The 16,167-nt window shown below is 63.5% G+C and carries 18 protein-coding genes; 6 read left to right on the top strand and 12 right to left on the bottom strand.

Going from position 1 to position 16,167, the window contains the following annotated elements; genetic code table 11:
- Positions 1-16 precede the first annotated feature (16 nt).
- Positions 17-916 (top strand): LysR substrate-binding domain-containing protein, encoded by a 900-nt coding sequence (locus tag JJE66_RS03585; protein ID WP_200512736.1) that lies wholly within the window; start codon positions 17-19, stop codon positions 914-916.
- Here the strand turns inward: JJE66_RS03585 and JJE66_RS03590 are convergent.
- The 9 genes from JJE66_RS03590 to JJE66_RS03630 form a co-directional block, all read right to left on the bottom strand.
- Complete coding sequence (locus tag JJE66_RS03590) at positions 913-2,286, bottom strand: amidohydrolase family protein (RefSeq protein ID WP_200512737.1); 1,374 nt, start codon at positions 2,284-2,286, stop codon at positions 913-915. The genes JJE66_RS03585 and JJE66_RS03590 overlap by 4 nt on opposite strands.
- Positions 2,283-3,866, bottom strand: coding sequence for an ABC transporter substrate-binding protein (locus tag JJE66_RS03595; RefSeq protein ID WP_200512738.1), 1,584 nt, complete (start codon positions 3,864-3,866; stop codon positions 2,283-2,285). The genes JJE66_RS03590 and JJE66_RS03595 overlap by 4 nt, the downstream gene beginning before the upstream one ends.
- A 22-nt stretch (positions 3,867-3,888) precedes the next feature.
- The gene (locus JJE66_RS03600; protein ID WP_200512739.1) at positions 3,889-4,539 is read right to left on the bottom strand and encodes an aspartate/glutamate racemase family protein; all 651 of its coding nucleotides are present in this window, start codon (positions 4,537-4,539) and stop codon (positions 3,889-3,891) included.
- Positions 4,540-4,547: 8 nt separating this feature from the next.
- Complete coding sequence (locus JJE66_RS03605) at positions 4,548-5,432, bottom strand: polysaccharide deacetylase (RefSeq protein WP_200512740.1); 885 nt, start codon at positions 5,430-5,432, stop codon at positions 4,548-4,550.
- Positions 5,419-6,249: an ABC transporter substrate-binding protein gene (locus JJE66_RS03610; protein WP_200512741.1), complete on the bottom strand. Its 831-nt coding sequence runs from the start codon at positions 6,247-6,249 to the stop codon at positions 5,419-5,421. Before JJE66_RS03610 ends, JJE66_RS03605 begins: the two co-directional genes overlap by 14 nt.
- A 16-nt stretch (positions 6,250-6,265) precedes the next feature.
- Complete coding sequence (locus tag JJE66_RS03615) at positions 6,266-7,030, bottom strand: amino acid ABC transporter ATP-binding protein (protein ID WP_200512742.1); 765 nt, start codon at positions 7,028-7,030, stop codon at positions 6,266-6,268.
- On the bottom strand, positions 7,027-7,884 hold the full coding sequence (locus JJE66_RS03620; RefSeq protein WP_200512743.1) for an amino acid ABC transporter permease: 858 nt from the start codon (positions 7,882-7,884) through the stop codon (positions 7,027-7,029). The genes JJE66_RS03615 and JJE66_RS03620 overlap by 4 nt, the downstream gene beginning before the upstream one ends.
- Positions 7,881-8,708 (bottom strand): ABC transporter substrate-binding protein, encoded by an 828-nt coding sequence (locus tag JJE66_RS03625; RefSeq protein ID WP_200512744.1) that lies wholly within the window; start codon positions 8,706-8,708, stop codon positions 7,881-7,883. Before JJE66_RS03625 ends, JJE66_RS03620 begins: the two co-directional genes overlap by 4 nt.
- A gap of 74 nt (positions 8,709-8,782) precedes the next feature.
- Positions 8,783-9,739, bottom strand: coding sequence for an N-carbamoyl-D-amino-acid hydrolase (locus tag JJE66_RS03630; RefSeq protein ID WP_200512745.1), 957 nt, complete (start codon positions 9,737-9,739; stop codon positions 8,783-8,785).
- 151 nt (positions 9,740-9,890) lie between these two features.
- On the opposite strand from JJE66_RS03630, the gene JJE66_RS03635 reads away from it, so the two are divergent.
- Positions 9,891-10,817 carry a LysR family transcriptional regulator gene (locus tag JJE66_RS03635; RefSeq protein ID WP_200512746.1) on the top strand — a complete coding sequence of 309 codons (927 nt, stop codon included), beginning with the start codon at positions 9,891-9,893 and terminating at the stop codon, positions 10,815-10,817.
- Positions 10,818-10,845: 28 nt separating this feature from the next.
- On the top strand, positions 10,846-11,550 hold the full coding sequence (locus JJE66_RS03640) for a type 1 glutamine amidotransferase (RefSeq protein WP_200512747.1): 705 nt from the start codon (positions 10,846-10,848) through the stop codon (positions 11,548-11,550).
- A gap of 44 nt (positions 11,551-11,594) precedes the next feature.
- Here the strand turns inward: JJE66_RS03640 and JJE66_RS03645 are convergent, their stop codons facing one another.
- The 3 genes from JJE66_RS03645 to JJE66_RS03655 form a co-directional block, all read right to left on the bottom strand.
- Positions 11,595-12,062 (bottom strand): nuclear transport factor 2 family protein, encoded by a 468-nt coding sequence (locus JJE66_RS03645; protein ID WP_200515260.1) that lies wholly within the window; start codon positions 12,060-12,062, stop codon positions 11,595-11,597.
- Positions 12,063-12,155: 93 nt separating this feature from the next.
- A complete protein-coding gene (locus tag JJE66_RS03650; protein ID WP_200515261.1) occupies positions 12,156-12,569 on the bottom strand; it encodes a thioesterase family protein in 414 nt (137 codons plus the stop codon).
- A gap of 47 nt (positions 12,570-12,616) precedes the next feature.
- Complete coding sequence (locus JJE66_RS03655; protein ID WP_200512748.1) at positions 12,617-13,057, bottom strand: YbgC/FadM family acyl-CoA thioesterase; 441 nt, start codon at positions 13,055-13,057, stop codon at positions 12,617-12,619.
- A gap of 576 nt (positions 13,058-13,633) precedes the next feature.
- Between JJE66_RS03655 and JJE66_RS03660 the strand changes: the two genes are divergently transcribed.
- The 3 genes from JJE66_RS03660 to JJE66_RS03670 all read left to right on the top strand — a co-directional run bounded on the left by JJE66_RS03660 (position 13,634) and on the right by JJE66_RS03670 (position 16,111).
- Entirely contained in the window at positions 13,634-14,890 is a 1,257-nt protein-coding gene (locus JJE66_RS03660; protein ID WP_200512749.1) for a glycosyltransferase, read from the top strand.
- A 64-nt stretch (positions 14,891-14,954) separates the two neighbouring features.
- Positions 14,955-15,254 carry a hypothetical protein gene (locus JJE66_RS03665; protein WP_200512750.1) on the top strand — a complete coding sequence of 100 codons (300 nt, stop codon included), beginning with the start codon at positions 14,955-14,957 and terminating at the stop codon, positions 15,252-15,254.
- 2 nt (positions 15,255-15,256) lie between these two features.
- Positions 15,257-16,111: an alpha/beta hydrolase gene (locus JJE66_RS03670; RefSeq protein WP_311979822.1), complete on the top strand. Its 855-nt coding sequence runs from the start codon at positions 15,257-15,259 to the stop codon at positions 16,109-16,111.
- The last annotated feature ends 56 nt before the right edge of the window (positions 16,112-16,167 follow it).

A 16,167-nucleotide genomic window follows, 5' to 3' on the forward strand; every position in this document is an offset into this window, starting at 1 on the left:
ATGAATGGAAACCAAGATGGCGCGGATCAATTCGCGGCAGGTGGAGGCCTTCCGCGCGACGATGCTGACCGGCAGCGTCACCGAGGCGGCGGCGCTGATGACCGTGACGCAGCCGGCGGTCAGCCGGCTGTTGCGCGACCTCCAGGCGCTGCTGAAGATGGAGCTGTTCGAGCGGCGCGGTACCGGCTTGGTGCCGACTGCCGCGGCAATGGCGCTCTATACCGAGGTGGAGCGTTCGTTCGTCGGTCTCGAACGCATCACCGCGGCAGCCGAAGAAATCCGCGGCCGCCGCACAGGCTCGCTGCGGATCGCAGCGCTGCCGGCGCTGTCGAACGGCTATCTGCCGCGGCTCACCGGACATTTTCTGAAGCAACGGCCGAACCTCAACCTTGCGTTTTTCGGCGTGATCTCGCCGATCGTGGTCGATTGGGTACTGAACAATCAATGCGACGTCGGCTTTGCGGAGGTGCCGATCGCGCATTCCGGCCTGCCGAGCCAGAAGTTGCCAGCGCCCGCGCGCGTCGCGGTGCTGCCGACAGGCCACCGCCTCGCGGAAAAGCAAGTTTTGGAGCCGCACGATTTCGAGGGTGAGACCTTCATCTCGCTGTCGGCGGGATCGTCGAGCCGGCACCTCGTCGACCAGATCTTCCACCGTCATGATGTCCGCCGCGTGCTGCGGGTGGAGACCGCGCTATCGGAGATCATGTGCGGCATGGTTTCGTCGGGACTTGGGGTTGCGATCTGCGATCCCTTCACCGCGCAGGAGTTCTCCACCCGCGGCGTCGTCGTGCGCCGCTTCCTGCCGCGCATCGACTTCGAGTTCTCCGCGGTGTTTCCGGCACAGCGCAGCCCCTCGCCGGTGGCGCTCGATCTGGTCGAGACCATGCGCAAGTCGCTCGCCGAATTCGACAGCTAGCCGTTGAACGCGGCCTGCGCCTCCGGCAGGTCCCAGATCTTGCCGATCGCAGCAGTGCCGGCTGCAATGATCGCCGCCTCGTCTGCACCGAGATAACGGCCGGCATCGACCAGCATGCGGCCGTCGACCATGACCTGATCGATATTGGCGCGGTTGGCGAGCGCGATCAGCGCGCGGCGCGGATCGAACAGCGGCTGGAGATGCGGATGGGTGAGATCGACAACAGTGAGATCAGCGGTCGCGCCCGGCTCGATCCGGCCGAGATCCGGCCGCTTGATGACGTCGGCGGCCACCGCCGTGTTAGCCTCAATCAGCTCGGGCGAATTGGCAACATCTGTGCGCTGCGAGGTGATCTTGGAGATCAGCGAAGCGGCGTTGAGCTCGCCGAGCAGGTCCATGTTGTAGCCGTCGGTGCCGACGACGGTGCGGACGCGATGCTCGGCGAAGCGGCTGAACGCGGCGGTGACGCCGGCACGCGCGAACACGCGCGGACAGTTCAGCACGGTCATGCCGCGCGCGGCCATCAGCTTGAGATCATCGTCTGAGCTGAACATGCAATGCGCCGCCATCAGGTCCGGCGCGAGCAGGCCGAGCCAGTCCAAATACTGCGCCGGGGTGCGGCCGCCATAGCGCTTGCCGATGGTTTCGACCTCGGCGCGGCTCTGCGCCATGTGCGTTGTAATGGGCACGCCAAGCTCTCGCGCTCGTGCGGCGCAAGCCTTGAGCAAATCGGGGCTGCAAGTGTCGGTCGCATGCGGGCTCATGGCGAGACCGATGCGACCGTCGCCACGGTTGTTCCAGCTCTGATAGAGCGCATCCCACGTCGCCATGTCGGCGGCGCCATCGTCGCCGGCATAGTGGACCACGCCGTCGGCACCGGCTTTGGCATCGGAGGTGGAGAACAGATACGGCGCGCCGTAGAAGCGGATGCCCATCTCCTCAGCAGCGTCGAACATCTCCGGGATCGAGTTCCGGAACGGCTCCATCACCGTGGTGGCGCCGCCCTTCAGGAGTTGCAGGATGCCGAGCCGCGCCACCGCCATGCGCTCTTCCGCCGACAGCAGATCGGCGCCGCGCTTGGTGAGCGGCAGCAGCACCGTATAGACGATGCTCTGGTTGTTGCGGCGGCCGTTGCCGTCCTCGGTGTGGCTGCGCGCCACGGCTTCAGAGAAGCAGTGATTGTGCAGGTTCAGCAGGCCCGGCAGAACGAAGCGGCCGGGACGGTCATGCACCTCGTCCGCGCGCGGCTTGTCGCGCGTGATCGCGGCGATTGTCTTGCCTTCGACCAGAACCCAATGGTCGCGCAGCACGTCCTGCGTGCCGTCTTTCCGCGACAGCACATAGCTGCCGAAAATTGCTGTCGTGCTCATGCGGGGCGTACGTTCCAGAAGACGGCGGTGCCGTCGAGAATGCCGGCGATGGCCTTGCGATAGGCGGTCGGCTGCTTGTACAGGCCGATCGGAATATAGGGGATTTCCTCGAACGCCACCGCTTGGATCTCGCGGCAGATGCGCTGCTGCTCGGCGAGCTCGGAGGCCGCCAGCCACTGGCTGCGCAAGGGCCCCATTTTCTCGCTCGCATACCAGCCGGCGACCTTGCCCTCGCCGCGGATGTTGGTATTGCCGGCCGGGTTGAGCCAGTCGATGCCCTGCCAGTTACCGACCGCGGCACTCCAGCCGCCCTGCCCGATCGGGTCCTTCTTGAGCTGGCGCTGCAACACGACGGCGAAATCGAGTCCGGCATATTCGACGTTCATGCCGGCCTTGCGCAAACTGTCGACAGCAATCTCGCCGAGCGGCTTCTGCGCGAGCGAGTTGGTGGGAACGAGCAGCACGATCTTCTCGCCATTGTAGCCTGCCGCTTTCAAATCGGCCTTCGCCTTGGCGTAGTCGCGCGGGCCGCGGAAGACGTCGAGCCCGACTTCGCTCGCCATCGGCGTTCCCGGCGCGAAGTAGCCGATCGGCGACACCTGGAAGGCCGGATCGGTGCCGGCAACCGCAGTCATGAACGCGGACTGGTCGATCGCGCCCAACAGCGCGCGGCGGACGGCGGGATTGTCGAACGGCGGCTGGAGATGATTGAGGCGCAGCATGCACGCGTAGCCGCGGGGATCGAGGATTCGCGTCTCGATGTCGCCTGCGGCCTTGATGATCGGCAATAGATCGTGCGGCGTGGTCTCCTGCCAGTCCTGCTCGCCAGTCTGGAGCGCCGCGACGCCGGTGCCGGCATCGGGCGTGGTGGTCCAGACCACGCGGTCGTAGTGCACGATCTTAGGCCCCGCCGTCCAATCCGGCTTGCCGTCGGCGCGCGGCTGGTAGCGGTCGAATTTGGCGTAGGCATTGCGGGCGCCCTGCACGCGCTCGTCGGCGAGATAGCGGAACGGGCCGCTGCCGATGACTTCGGTGAGAGGCTTGAACGGATCCTGGCTCGCCAGCCGCTCCGGCATCATGAAGCAGGCATTGATCGCGGCCTTGCCGAGCGCCTGCGGCAACAGCGGGAACCGACGCTTGAGGCGGAAGCGGATGGTGCGATCGTCCGCGGCCGAGAGTTCATCCGTCGCGGCCATCAGCTCGCCGCCAAAGCCGTCGCGCGCGGCCCAGCGGCGGATGCTGGCGACGCAGTCGCGGGCCAGCACGCGCTCGCCGTCGTGCCAGAACAGGCCGTCACGCAGGCTGAGGTCCCATTGCAGCCCATCGCCGGAGATGGCGTGGCCCGACAGCATCTGCGGCGAGACCTGGAGCGAGGAGCTCATGCCATAGAGCGTGTCGTAGACCATGAAGCCATGGTTTCGCGACACCTGCGCGGTCGAATAGATGGGATCGACAAAGGCGAGGTCGATGACGGGAATGAAGCGCAGCGTGGTCTGGGACTCGGCGCGTACGATGCCCGGGAAAGACAGCGCCGGCATCGCTGCGGCGGCCTTGAGGAGCGAGCGGCGGGAGATAGGCATTAGAAGAGGCTCCTGAAGGATCTTACGTATTCAACAAGACCGCGCCAATCGCAGCCGCAACCGCCTGCTGCGCCGGTTCGATCACGGGGACGCCGATCGCATCCGCAATCGCCGCACGATGCGAGGCCATGCCGGCGCAGCCCATGACCACGACATCAGCGCGGCATTGCGTGACCAGCGCGCGACCGGCTTCGATCAGCCGCCCGCGGATATCGGCACCTACCGTCTCCGCCGCGCTTGCACCGACCGACCAACTACCGGCATAGCGGCTGTCGACGCCCATCACCCGCGCCATGCGCTGCTGGCGGCGGATACTCGACGGCGACAGCGCGATGATGCCAAAACGTTCGCCGAGCATCAGCGCGCGAAAGATGCCGCATTCGGCGATGCCCAGCACCGGGCGACCGCCCGTTGCCTCACGCACCGCATGCAGGCCGGGATCGCTGAAGCAGGCGAGCACGAAGGCATCCGCGTTGTCGCGCGCGACACGGCTCACCAGCGGCATGACGACACTGTCGGCATCGCGCTGCGAGCTGATGCTCGGCGGTCCCTCGGCAAGACCGATCACCTCGATCTCCGGCCCACCGGCGATCCGCAACGGTGCGACCGCGTCGTCGATCGCCCGCGTCACCGAGGCGGAGGAGTTGGGGTTGATGACGAGGATACGGGTCATGACACTGCTCAGCGGTTGCCGGCCTCGTGGCGCAGGAAGTTGGCCGCGATCTTCTCGCCGGTTGTGATCCAGACGTCCGGGCACGATTTCGCGTAGGTCAGAAACTCGCGCAGCAGACGCAGCCGCATCGGACGGCCGCTGCATTGCGGATGCAGCACGGTCGTCACCATGGCGCCCCAGTCCCTGGTCTCGTCGAGCTCGTCCTTCCAGATCGAGAGCACGTGCTCCTTGGGGAAGATCGATCGCGGACTGAAACGTGCCGAGAGACCGTGCATCCAGTCGTCATAGCTCGCCGTCACCGGCAACTCGATTGTGCCGGGCTTGCCGTCGGCAAGGCGATGGCGATAGGGCCTGACGTCGTCGCGGAACGAGGACGTGTAGACGATCCCGTGACGCACCAGCGACACACGCAGTTCCTCAGTGAACTCGCCGTAGGGCGCGCGGTAGCCGGTCGGCTTCACGCCCAGCCGGCGCTTCAGCGCCTCGAAGCCGCGCTCCAGCTCCTCCTCGATCCAGGGATCGCCGGGATCGGGCAGCAGATGGTGATAGCCGTGGTGGCCGATCTCGTGGCCGGCTTTGAGGATGGATTCGGCCATCGCCGGATGCGCATCGACCGACCACCCCGTAACGAAGAACGTCGCCTTGAGATCGAGCTGGTCGAGCAGCTCCAGCAGTTTCGGCGTGCCGACCCGCGCCTCATAGCCGCCATAGCTCATGGTGATGAGCCGCTGCGCATGTACCGCGTCCTTGCTGGTCCATGCGCTCTCCGCGTCGACGTCGAAGGAGAGGAACATCGCCGATTTGTACGGCTTGGGCCACGGGTATTCCGGCGCGGGGTCCGCGCTATTGGCTGGGGTGAGCGGGATGCTCTGGAGGGCCTTACTGTCCAGCATTGATAGTCGCCTTTTCGATTGCGTTGTCAGTCAGTTTCCACTTGGCGAGCAGCGTCTTGTAGATGCCGTCGGCGATCAGCGCGTCGACCGCTTCCAGCATGGCCTGCGCAAGCGCCTTTTCCTTGACCGGCAGGGCAATGCCCGTGAACTGGGACGAGATGGCGCCGCCGACCGGTGTGTACGCACCGGGCTCGAGATCCATGATGTAAGGCAGCGTCTCGTTGCCCTGGACGGCGGCATCGATACGGCCCTGCTTGAGCTGGGTGCGGGCGTCCGCCGAACCGTCCGTGCCGACAAAGACAATCGGACTACTGGCGCAATGCTTCTCGCTCCACGCCGCGATCTCGGCCGGAAACTTGGTGCGGCGGCTGGCGCCGACCTTCTTGCCGCAGAGGGAGGCCATGTCGTTGAACTCGGTCGCGCGGGACTGCTGCACGAAAAAGCGCGGACCACTGCGCAAATAATCGACGAAAGACGCAGTCTCGTGCCGGCTGGCATAGTCGGAGAAGCCTGACAGGATCGCATCGACACGGCCGGTCGCAATCGACGGCATGAACTGGTCAAAGCTCGTCTCCTGCCATTCGATCTTGAGGCCGAGCTTGCGGCCGATCGCATCGCCAAGATCGATGTCGAAGCCGGACAGCGCGTTGGTGGCGGGATCGCGGAACTCCATCGGCGGATAGTTCGGCACCAGCGCCACCTTGATGCTGCCGCGCTTGCTGATCTCCGGCGGCAGCTCGATAGCCCAAGCCTGAACACTTAGAGTCGAAACAGTCATGGCACCGAACAGCGCCGCCGCAACCAAAACTCTCTTCATCGACACGCCCCCATCTTCAGATCACAGCCGAAAGAAATGCCTTGGTGCGCTCCTCGCGCGGCGCGCCCAGCACGTCGGACGCGCGCCCCTGCTCGACGATCGCACCCTGGTCCATGTAAACGACGCGGTCGGCGACCTCGCGCGCGAAGCCGAGCTCGTGCGTCACGACCATCATGGTCATGCCGCTCTTCGCCAGCTCCTTCATGACGGCGAGCACCTCGCCGACGAGCTCGGGATCGAGCGCACTGGTCGGCTCGTCAAACAGCATCAGCATCGGCTTCATCGCGAGCGCGCGCGCAATCGCAACGCGCTGCTGCTGACCACCGGAGAGTTGCGCGGGATACGAGTCGGCCTTGGCTGCAAGTCCAACGCGACGGAGCAACTCGTGCGCCTCGGCGCACACTTGGTCGGATTTGCGGCCCTGCACCTGAAGCGGGCCTTCGATGATGTTCTCGAGCGCCGTCTTGTGCGGAAACAGGTTGAAGCGCTGGAACACCATGCCGGTCTTCAGCCGCTGCCGCCCGATCTCGCGCTCGGTGAGGCGATGCAGTCGTCCGCTTTGCTCCCGCACACCCAAGAGCTCGCCGTCGAGCCAGATGCCGCCGCTATCGATGACGGAGAGCTGGTTGATGCAGCGGAGCAGCGTGGTCTTGCCCGAACCGGAGGCACCGATCAGACACATCACCTCGCCGGGCCAGACGTCGAGCGAGATGCTTTTGAGAGCCTGGAACTCTCCAAAATTTTTGCTGACGGAGCGGATCGCAACGAGGGGCTTTGTCATCTGGCGAACTGGATGGTGCCACGCGCGAAGCGGCGTTCGAGCAGCATCTGAAGCGGGGTCAGGATCGAGACCACGAGCAGATACCAGAGCCCGGCGACGATCAAGAGCTCGATCACGCGGGAATTGGCGTAATAGATGTTTTCCGCGTTGTGCAGCACTTCCGGATATTGAATCACGCTGGCGAGCGAGGTCGCCTTCACCATGCCGATGAACTCGTTGCCGAGCGGCGGAATCACCACACGCATCGCCTGCGGCAGAATGATCCGGCGCAGCGCGCGCAGCCGACCCATGCCGATCGCCTGCGCCGCCTCATACTGCCCGATGTCGACCGACAGCATGCCGGCACGCATCACTTCCGACGTATAGGCGCCCTGGTTGATTCCGAGCCCGAGCAGCGCGGCGAGAAACGGCGTCATGACGTCAACGGCGCGTGCGCTCCAGAGGCCGGGGATGCCGATGGTCGGAAACACCAGTGCGAGATTGAACCACAGCAGCAATTGCAGGATCAGCGGCGTGCCGCGGAACAACCAGGTGTAGCCGGCAGCAACGGTCTTCAGCACCGGATTGGGCGACAGCCGCATGATCGCAACGACGATGCCGAGGAGGATGCCGAGCGCCATCGCCAGCACTGCCATCACCATGGTGTTGACGATGCCTTCGAGGATGACCTTTACGGTCAGGAAGCGGCTGACATAGGACCATTCGATCTGGCCGCCGGCGAAGGCCCGCCCGATCGCGGCGAGCACGAGGATGATCAGGGCCGCGCTGAGCCAGCGAAACCAGTGCGGCTCGCGCGCGATCCGCATCCCCGACAGATCGGGAAAACCCTTCGCGACTGCCGGCACTGGCCTCATTGCGGCGCCGCGTTCAGCAGGGGCTGGGTGACCGCATTCGCACCCAAGCCCCATTTGTCGAGAACGGCCTTGTACGAGCCGTCCGCAATCATCGCGGTCAACTTCTCCGTCACGACCTCGCGCAAGGCTGCATCATCCTTGCGGAACATGATGCCCTGGTAGCCGATGGTCAACTGCGCGCCGATTACGCGGTATTTGCCGGGCTCCTGCGTCTGCGCATAGGGCAAGGTCTCGCTGCCCTGGACCGCGGCGTCGATGCGGCCCTGCTTGAGCTGGTTGCGGACATCGATCGAGTTCTCACCCGGCACGTACTGGATCGCCGGCTTGCCGGCCGGCTCGCAGTTCTGCTTGCTCCATTTCTCGATTTCGACCGGAAAGCTGGTGCTGCGGGTGGTGCCGACCTTTTTGCCGCAGAGATCGGTCGCAGCCTTGGCCTCGCTCTCCGCCATCGCGAAGAACTGCGGCCCCGTCGTGAGATAGTCGACGAAATCGGCGGTCTCCCGCCGCGACGCGCGATCGGAGATGCCGGAGATGATGAAATCCGCGCGCTTGGTCTGGAGCGATGGGATCAGTTCGGCGAACGGCGTCTCGCTCCAGACGATCTTGAGACCGCCGAGCCGCTTGGCGAGCTCGTTGGCGAGGTCGATATCGAGCCCGACCAGTTCGTTGCTGGCGGGATCGCGATATTCCATCGGCGCGTAGGTCGAGTTGACTGTGAGTTTTAGCGCGCCCGCCTGCTTGATCTCCGCCGGGAGCTCGGCGGTCGATGCGGAAGCGATGGCAGCGAACGCTGCAAATCCGAGAGAAAGCGAGAGGCGTGTCATGTCAGCTCCTTTGCCAACCCTTTGCTGTGCAGTCCTTTACCAGCGCTGTCCTTTGCCAGCGCCATGCCAGATGGTCAGTCCGCGTCGAGCACGGCCGGCTCGATGACGCCGGCGCGTTCGGTGATCACACGGTACTGCTCGGGCCGCCGGTGGGCGGCGAAATTGAACATCTTGTCTTTGCCCTGGCGGCAGAGGTCGAGATCGATGTCGGCGACGATCACCTCGTCGGTCAGGGTCGCGGCCTGCGCGACGATGCGGCCATTGGGATCCACGATGCACGAACCGCCGATCAGCCCAGAACCATCCTCCTCGCCCGCCTTCGCCACCGAGATCGCCCAGGTCGCGTTCATGTAGGCATTGGCCTGCGTCACCAGCATCGAATGGAAGGTGCGGAGCGCCCCGTCCTCCGTCGCGCCGCCATTGGGATCATAAGCGGCCGAATTGTAGCCGATGCAGACAAGCTCGACGCCCTGCAGGCCGAGCACCCGCCAGGATTCCGGCCAGCGGCGATCGTTGCAGATCATCATACCCAGGATTGCATGCGCCCAGGCCGAGCCGGCGCGGAAGGCGGGAAAGCCGAGATCGCCATATTCGAAATAGCGCTTCTCGAGCTGCTGGTAGCGGGCACCCTCCCTCGGCTCGACCGAGCCCGGCAAATGCACCTTGCGATAGCGTCCGAGAATCTCGCCATCGCGATCGACCAGGATCGCACAATTGTAGCGGCGGCCTTCGGCGGTCTGCTCGGCATAGCCGACATAGAAGCCGACGCGTAGCGCCCGCGCGCGATCGAACAGCCTTGTCACGGCGGGATTCGGCATGCCGTGCTCGAAATAGTGGTCGAGCGCATCGCCTTCGAGAAGCCAGCGCGGAAAGAACGTTGTGAAGGCAAGCTCAGGGAACACCACGAGGCTGGCGCCGCGGCTCGCCGCTTCCTCCAGCATGGCGAGCATCCGCGATAGGGTATGTTCACGCGTATCGGCTCTTTGCGTCGGCCCCATCTGGGCGGCGGCGGCGCGCAGGACACGAACCAAGATTGCCTCCAATCTGTGCGCAGTGCTGCCTCAATGGGCTAATGAACCCTTTGATCCAGCATGCAAATCCGCAACCATTAGGCGCAAGAAGGGCTGCAAACGCAATTCATCGTGCTATGATGTTTTGGTCCTGAGTATAATCGGCAGTGATATGAACCTGCGCCAGCTCGAGATCCTGCGTGCCGTCATCCGCCATCGCACTACGGTGGCGGCGGCGGACGAGCTGGCACTGTCGCAGCCCGCGGTCAGCAACGCACTGAAGACGATGGAGGCGCAAGCGGGCTTTGCGCTGTTCGAGCGGGTCAACAATCGGCTGTTTCCGACCGCGGAGGCGATGGCGCTCTACAAGGAGAGCGAAGCGATCTTCGCGCTGCACGCCAAGCTCGAGAGCCGCGTGCGCGATCTGCGCGAGAACCGCAGCGGGCATCTTGCGATCGTGGCGACGCCGCCGCTCGCCTACAGCATCATCCCCACCGCGCTGTCGGGCTTCCTGCGCCGTCGTCCGGAGACACGCGTGTTCTTCGACGTCCGGCGCTATGAGGGCATCATCGAGGGCGTGCTCAGCCGCGTCGCAGAGCTCGGCTTCGCGCTCGGGCTGACGCATCATCCCGGCATCGCGCATGAGGTGGTGCACACCGGCGAAATGGTCTGCGTGCTGCCGCCGCTGCATCCTCTCGCCGACAGATCCGTGATCTCGGCCGCGGATCTGTCCGGCCTCCCCTTCATCGGGCTCGAGCGCGGCACGCGGCTCGGCGAAGCCGTGCGCGACAGTTTTGCCCGCGCCGGCGCGCCGTTCCAGCCGACAGTCGAGGTGCGCTATTGCAATACCGCCTGCGTGCTGGCCGCCGCCGGCGTCGGCGCCGCCGTGGTCGATCCCTTCTCGCCGCGCCAGAACGGCGGCCACGGCCTCGTCGTCCGGCCGTTCACGCCGACGACCCGCGCGGTCGCCTACATGCTATGGTCGGAAGCGGAGCCGCTGTCGCGCCTGGCCAAAGCCTTTCTCGGCGAGATCCGCAAGGAGAGCGCGCTGCTGGAGCGCACACCGCCACACCAGCAACATGGGGCGGGAAGCGACTGAGCTTCGCAACCTTTGACCCGAGGGGCATATGGGACGCATCACCATCATCGAGACCGGGCAGGTTCCGCAAAAATATCGCGAGCAGCATGGCTCATTTCCGGACATGTTCGAGCGCATGGTTCGCACCGAGGACCCGACGGCCATGGTCGACGTGGTCAGCATTCCCAATGGCGACGCGTTGCCGGATCCGAGCAAGCTCGAGGCCGTGCTGATCACCGGTGCTGCTGCCGGCGTCTATGACGGGCTCGACTGGATCGCGCCGCTGGAAGAATTCGTGCGGACCGCTTACGCCAACAAGACGCCGATGGTCGGAATCTGCTTCGGCCATCAGCTGATCGCGCAGGCGCTGGGCGGCACCGTGCGCAAATCGGAGAAGGGTTGGGGCATCGGCCGGCACGTCTATCAGGTGTTGCCGGAGAACGGCGTCGTCGACGGCGAAGCGGTCGCCATCGCCTGCTCGCATCAGGACCAAGTGATCGAAGCTCCGAACGACGCGCTGACGATCCTCTCGTCCGAATTCACGCCGCATGCCGGCCTGCTCTACGCCAATGGCGCAACGCTGACCGTGCAGCCGCATCCCGAGTTCGATGTGGCGTTCGCGCAGGTGTGCTGCGAGCTGCGCGACGGCAAGGCGCCGGAGGATGTCGTTGCGACGGCCAGGGATTCGCTGGCACAGCCGCTGGACAGCGCCAGGCTGGGTGGGGCGATTACGAGGTTTCTGGCGCGACGGTGATTTCACCTCGCCTCGCAAGAACGGGGAGAGGGAGAAGAAGCGCCTCAGAACGGATCGGTTCCCAGCCCCGCCACATCGGCCGGGCGCGGCCCCGGTGCCGGCCAGTGAAACCGACGGTCCTTCTCCGCGATCGCGATGTCGTTGATCGAGGCCTCACGGCGCCGCATCAGGCCGTACTCGTCGAACTCCCACTGCTCGTTGCCGTAGGAGCGATGCCACTGGCTGCCCGCATCGTGCCATTCGTACTGGAAGCGCACCGCAATGCGATTGTTGTCGAAGGCCCAAAGGTCCTTGATCAGTCGGTACTCCTGCTCCTTCTCCCATTTGCGGGTGAGGAATGCGACGATCGCCTCGCGTCCCTGAAATACCTCAGAGCGGTTACGCCAGCGGCTGTCCTCGGTATAGGCGAACGAGACACGCACCGGATCGCGCGAATTCCAGGCGTCCTCGGCCATGCGCGCTTTCTGCGCGGCGGTCTCTCGGGTGAAGGGCGGAAGCGGCGGGCGCGACATCATGGCCTCATCGGTTGGTCGGGGCCGCAATCTATCGCTGCAGTTGGCGGAGTCGATAGGCCGTTACCTACCGGCCGATCACTTATCGGGCGATCAGGAAATCAGATCGGCCTTCATCAGCGTGCGGATCGATTTCGGGATTGGTTGCGCCCGGCCGCCGCTGATGAAGGCGACGCGTACCTCGGCCTTGACCAGCACGTCTTCGCCACGCCGCACCTGCTGCGCCAGCATGATGGAGGCGCCCTTCACCGCGACCGGCCAGGTCACGACGTCGAGCACGTCGTCCATCCGCGCGGGCTTGAGGAAATCGAGATGCATCGAGCGCACGACGAAGGCAAAGCCGGTGCCTTCCGTCTCGGCCTGTTCGAACAGCGCCTGCTGCTCGGCGCCCATCAGCCGCAGATGATTGGTGCGCCCACGTTCCATATAGCGCAGGTAATTGGCGTGATAGACGATGCCGGAAAACTCTGGTTTGACGATATCGCAGCAGGATATTAACTGCTTGATTCCGTTGGGGCGCTGGAGGGCGACAGCGTGAACAATCGTAGATTTTTCTACGCCCCTTCCATGGTGAGCCGCAGCGCCTTCGGGATACGTTGCGCCTTTCCGCCTGAGATAAAGACGACGCGCACGCGGGCCGTGACTAAAAGATCGTCTCCACGCCTGCATTCTTGCAGCAGGATAATCGACGCGCCCCTCACGTCTTCTGGAACCGTAATAACCTCAAGCAGGTCATCCAAGATTGCCGGCTTTAGAAAGTCGATACTCATTGAACGGACAACGAAGGCAAAGCCCGGCACATCTCTCCGCGCTTCTTTCAGGAGCTCCTGCTGATTCATTCCGAGCAAACGCAAGCAATTTGTTCTGCCGCGTTCCATGAAGCGCAAAAAAATGGCGTGATGAACAATCTGGCCGGAGTCGGTGCCTTCGAAATAAACGCGGAGGCGCATTTGATGCCGACCGTCGCGAATTTCGCCAGCAAGAGAGCCTGTCACAGGAAGATTCCTCCTATCGCACTTCGGGAGCATGCACCTCGCTCGCGGCAGAAATCGAATGAGGTTCTGGGACTCAACAAAAACAGCTTGAATCTCACGTTGCGTTACGTTGTAGGCTTGAAAAATGTTGACAAAAGCCACACCCCTGCAGGCGCGTCGATTGCTCATTGGCAACTCACATTTGAGTGCCACGCCACGTGAGCATTGAGAGATACATGTCTTCGAAACGCATGAAGCGCGGGCATCCTCGTGACGCTTTCAGTCAGCGTGCTTTTCGAGGGCCCGCGTCACTTCGCTTGATGGCAGGCCGAAACAGATCGGAGTCAAGGCAGATCGAACATCTCACAAAGCCAAGAGGGCTCGTAGAGGTGCGCCGTAGCGGTAAATCAGTCCGTGGAAGCGCTTGGGGCGGCCGGCCGCCCGTAACGAGGGGGCGCCTATGTGGGTGAGGCGTGCGCCGCACTGGGTGGTCGCGTGGCACGTTGCGGCCCTCTCAGGTCCGCGCACGCGCGCAGCCGATCTTAGCAAGTGGCGACAGCGCCGCCTTCTTTGAAGCGAAGGAGTTGAACTTCTGTGATGTATTACCGTTTTCTCCTCGCCTCGTGGGGCACGTTGGGAAACCTCAGTCCGCTCCTCACCGCGGCCCGGCGGTTGCGCGGGCATGGTCACCATGTTCGGGTCATTGCGGACCCCGCCATGCGTGCAGAAGTCGACGCCGCCGATTTCGAGTTCGTGTCATGGCGAAGCGCCCCAATCGGGGAGGCTGCGGATCCAACAGATGTCTCGAACCTGCAAGATCGGATGCGCAGGGTCGTCTTTGAGCCTTGCTCTGCCTACGCGAGAGATATTGGGGACGAAATTGGCCGCTTACCAGCGGATGCCGTCCTTAGCCTCGATTTTCTGTTCGGAGCGGCACTTGGGGCGGAAGCGTCCGGCGTACCTTTCGCGTTTCTTTCGCCTCACGTCAGCCTTCGGATCCTGCCGGGAATGCCGCCGGCTACGTCCGGATTGGGGCAACCGAAAACGCCAGAGGAGCAGGCCGAGGTGGCAGCAGCCTGTGCCGCTCTCCATGGCGCGATGAATGCGTCTCTTCCTATCCTCAATCGGGCCCGCGTTGATTGCGGACTTCCCGTTCTTCCCGACGTTATGGATCTGTTCGACCGGGCTGACCGCGTTCTGCTCGCGACCAGTCGGGCCTTTGACTTCGAAGCCACCTCTCTTCCGGACAATTTTCGCTATATTGGACCGTTGCTCGATGTGCCGAATTGGTCGAAGTCGTGGCAGGCTCCATGGCCCGGGCAGTCTGATCGTTCTCGCGCGCTGATCGCCTGTAGCACGGGTGCGCAGAACCAGCGCGATCTGTTCCAGCGCGTCATCGACGCCGTCGGAAAGGTTGAGATCGACGCTGTGTTTACAACAGGTCCGAGTCTGGACGTGGCCGACTTTCGAGCTCCGCAGAACGTGCATTTGATGTGCGGTGCTCCCCATGACTCCATCATGAGGGACGTTTCCATGGTCATATCACAAGGCGGCCACGGCACCGTCACCCGTTCACTGATCAACGCTTTGCCGCAACTGATTCTGCCAATGGCGCGAGACCAGTTGGCCAACGCTGCGCGGGTCGAGGCGAAGGGCGTGGGACTTCGATTGGGGCCGACGGCTTCTGAACCGGATATTGCGGCAGCCATAAACCGGCTGATCACGGAACCGCAATTCAAAGTCGCGGCCCGGAGGCTTGGCGAGGCTATTAAAGCCGATATTGATACCTCTGGCCTTGTCAACGAGATGGAGCTTCTCGCCGCTGTCGGACGTCAGCGACGTAGCCACTCATGAATTTGAGTCCATCGCGAACCGGCCAAACGATCAGCGAAACGGCCACTGCTCGATGAATTGCCTCTTGCTGGTGGAAACATCTCCACGCGCCAGGCTGGCGCAATGGCCGATCAAAGAGAAGGATGCCTTGCGCATTTATCCCGATTCATTTGCCTTCACCTTGTTACTTGGTCTTATGGCTTGCTTGCCGATGTTTGGCATTGACGCGCCCGTCCCAAGCCTTTCGGCGACGGGAGACGATCTCGCAACGACCTCGGCCGAACTGGGTTTGGCGAGTCTCATGAGCTTGGGAGCGCCCCCGGTCTTCCGGCCGAAGGCTGAGCCGAAGTCCATGGAAGGCAAGCCCAGCCCAGGAGGAAAGTGACCGTGATCTCTTATCACAAGTTGAGGCCCGTTCTGTTGAGCCGCGACGGTGTACGTTTGGCACATGTTGAGGCCGGACCTGTAGCCGCGGAAGTTCCTCCGCTGCTCCTTGTCAATGGCTGGACAGGCGACCACGGCATCTTCACGCCCCAGATCGCCCACTTCTCTCAAAGCCGTCGCGTCGTGGCCGTCAATCTTCGCGGTCACGGCTCCAGCGATGGACCCCAGCAAGACTATACCATGGCAGGATTTGCGGACGACATCGCTTGGCAATGCGCTCAACTGGAACTACACAAGCCGGTTGTGATTGGCCACAGCATGGGAGGCCGGATCGCGCTCGAACTATGCGGCCGCTATCCGGATCTGGCCTCGGGCATGGTGATGATCGATACGATCATCATGCCGCCCCCGATCTTGCGCGAATCTCCCGGAGTTCGAGCACTTCTGGAAGGTATCGGCGGGCCCAACTATCTGCTGGTTTTAAAAGCAAACGCATGGGAACTGGGCTGCGATTTCGAAGATCCTGCCCGACGAAAGATGATCTACGAAACCTATGTACGTCCGTCTTGCGAGAGGACGCCACAGCATGTGGCTCATTCAATGATTCGGAACGCTATCCTGAACTATGATCCGGTCCCGGCTGCAGAGGCCTGCTGGATTCCCATGGCTTACATTTCGGCCGATGTTCCGCTCGTGAACATGGCGCGCGATCTCGATCGGCTCCAGGAGATCTGTCCACAGCTGGTCATAGCGAAGACGATGCTCGCCGGACACTACAACACGATCGAGGTTGCAGATCAGGTCAATGCCATGCTCGACCGCTTTCTAACCGTCGGGCTCCGCCGGTGCAGAGGCTGACGCGGACCCCTTGAGCAGATCCGGACATGTGAACCGGTTTTCCCTGCCCACGGAAT

This window comes from Bradyrhizobium diazoefficiens, assembly GCF_016612535.1.
Lineage (GTDB): Bacteria > Pseudomonadota > Alphaproteobacteria > Rhizobiales > Xanthobacteraceae > Bradyrhizobium > Bradyrhizobium diazoefficiens_C.